Origin of the sequence: Actinoallomurus sp. NPDC052308 (genome assembly GCF_040679195.1) — a bacterium.
Classification (GTDB): Bacteria; Actinomycetota; Actinomycetes; order Streptosporangiales; family Streptosporangiaceae; genus Actinoallomurus; species Actinoallomurus liliacearum.
Window position 1 is genome coordinate 1 of the sequence record NZ_JBFAUM010000076.1, and the last position, 2,037, is coordinate 2,037.

General features: G+C 67.1%; 1 protein-coding gene. It reads right to left on the reverse strand.

Annotation, left to right across the window (positions count from 1 at the left end; translation table 11 throughout):
- A partial coding sequence (locus AB0L00_RS45785) for a hypothetical protein (protein WP_364444585.1) occupies positions 1 to 2,037 on the reverse strand: 2,037 nt, incomplete at both ends.

Below are 2,037 nucleotides of genomic sequence, written 5' to 3' on the forward strand. Positions count from 1 at the left end.
CCGGCAACGCGATCACATGACGACGAACCCACCGACCGTTACCGGCCTGAATCCGCTGCACATTCGCCCGGACCAGCGTCTCCCACCCCGACGCCCTCGCCGTCCCGGGCAACCCCTCGGAGAGCCGCCGCCATTCACGGCCCTGGATCGTCTTACCCGATCGTGATGAACGGCCCGGCAGGCTCGAGACGAACCGTCGCCATTCGCGACCCGGGGCCGCTTGATCCGATCCCAGCGCACGGCCCGGCGCCCGTCCCGGCAGGAAATCGATCCTCGGATCGAAACGCTCCGTCGCGACCCGCACCACCGGCGCCCCGGACCGCCGATTGAACCAATCCTCACTCGCCGGAGGATCCACCCTCTTACCCGGCACCACCACCGGCACGGGTGCGGCCTGAGACCTGGGATCCTGGGCAGAAGCGGCCACCGTACGCGAATCCGACCACGCCGGCGCTGCGGACGCGACGGTCACGAATGGGCGGAATCCGGGCAGCAACTCCTCGATCGTCGTCTTCTGGGTGTAGCCGGTTCGGCGCGAACCGAAGATCTGTCGCCGGAACGGCAACGGCGAACTGGCCGATGGGTACGCCCAATGGCTCAGCACCTCCTGCCGCCTCTGGGCGTCACGAGTGCCGAGCGCCCACGCGACATGCCCATTGCCGTCGATGAAGACGAGATGTCCCGCAGGGACCTCCGGCGTCAACAAGCCCGTCCGGGGATCCAGACGATGTTCGGTGACCTCACCGACGGTGATCGAGACCAGCAGCGTCTCCATGTACACGTCGTGTGCCTTGTAGGCCGCGGCGCGTTCATCCGATCCGCCGGCGACCAACCCGTCGAACATGGCTTTCGCTTCCCGAGCCGCCTGATCGTGAATCGATTCCAGCCATGCCTTGTCGACCGCGCCGACCCAGTAGGCGGTGAACAGGGGAAATTCCCAGCAGTTCATCGCGCTCAGCCATGACGGCGCAGGTCCCTCACCGCGGAGCCATCGAGCGAAGTCGTTGGCTCCCCGATCCGTTGGTACGTCGATCCGGAAATCGTCGTTCGGATCCGGACCCGAGGGCACCCAGGTGAAGAAGTCGATCGACCTCCTGCCGGCCAGCAGCGCGCGATGGTTCCAATCCCGCACCCTCGCCGGATCGAACGCGTAGACGTCCGCCGCCGGAACGCTCGAGGCCGGCCGCAGATCCATCGGCGCCTTCGGCGCGGAAAGGCGCTCGGACGCCGGGGACCGGCCGTCCGGCTCCGACCAGACCGGCTCCAGAGAGTCGATCGTCATGCCTTCAGGGAGTTTCTGGAGCAATTCCTCCAGCGTCGTCCGCTGGACGGTCCCGAGCCCATCGGCCCCCTTCGACGGATGAGTCCAGTGGCTCATGACCTCTTGGCGCCCGAAGTGGTCACGTGTGCCGAGCGCCAGTACGGTGTGCCAGTCCCCACCGAGGATGACGAGGTGCCCTGCCGGAACGTCCGGGGTGACCAGGCCGTTCTCGATCCGGTGCCTGGTCGGCGTACCCCTGGTGGCGCGACGGAGCAGTTCGCGATAGTAAGCCGTCTCTGCTCGGTCTTTCGCGCGGTCCCGGGTGTGCCCCGCGGCTATCGCTCGATGGAACCGGATATTCGCCGCACGAGTCGCCTCATCGTGGGCACTTACCAACCATTCCTTTTCAAGCGCTCCGGACAAGTATCCGGCGTACAGGATTGCTTCCCAGCAATTCATCGCGTCGGTCGGCTTCGGCGCAGGCCCCAGACCGCGGATCCATACGGCGAACCCGTTGACCCGTCCATCGCTCGGCCGCACGCTGATGTTGAAGCCGTCACCCTCATCGGGCCAGGACCTTCCCCAGCGGAAGGAGCCGGCCAAACTCCGCATGGTCTCCAGGACACGGTGCGACCAATCGCTCGCCGTCCCTGTGTCTTCGCCCGGGCTGGGCGGAGCGGCATGGGTCGGCACGTCATCGGCCCGGCCGACCACCTCCGACGCCTTGGGATTGTCGGCTGCCGGTCCGGGCCTGTCCGGCGCGTTCAGCGGATGGT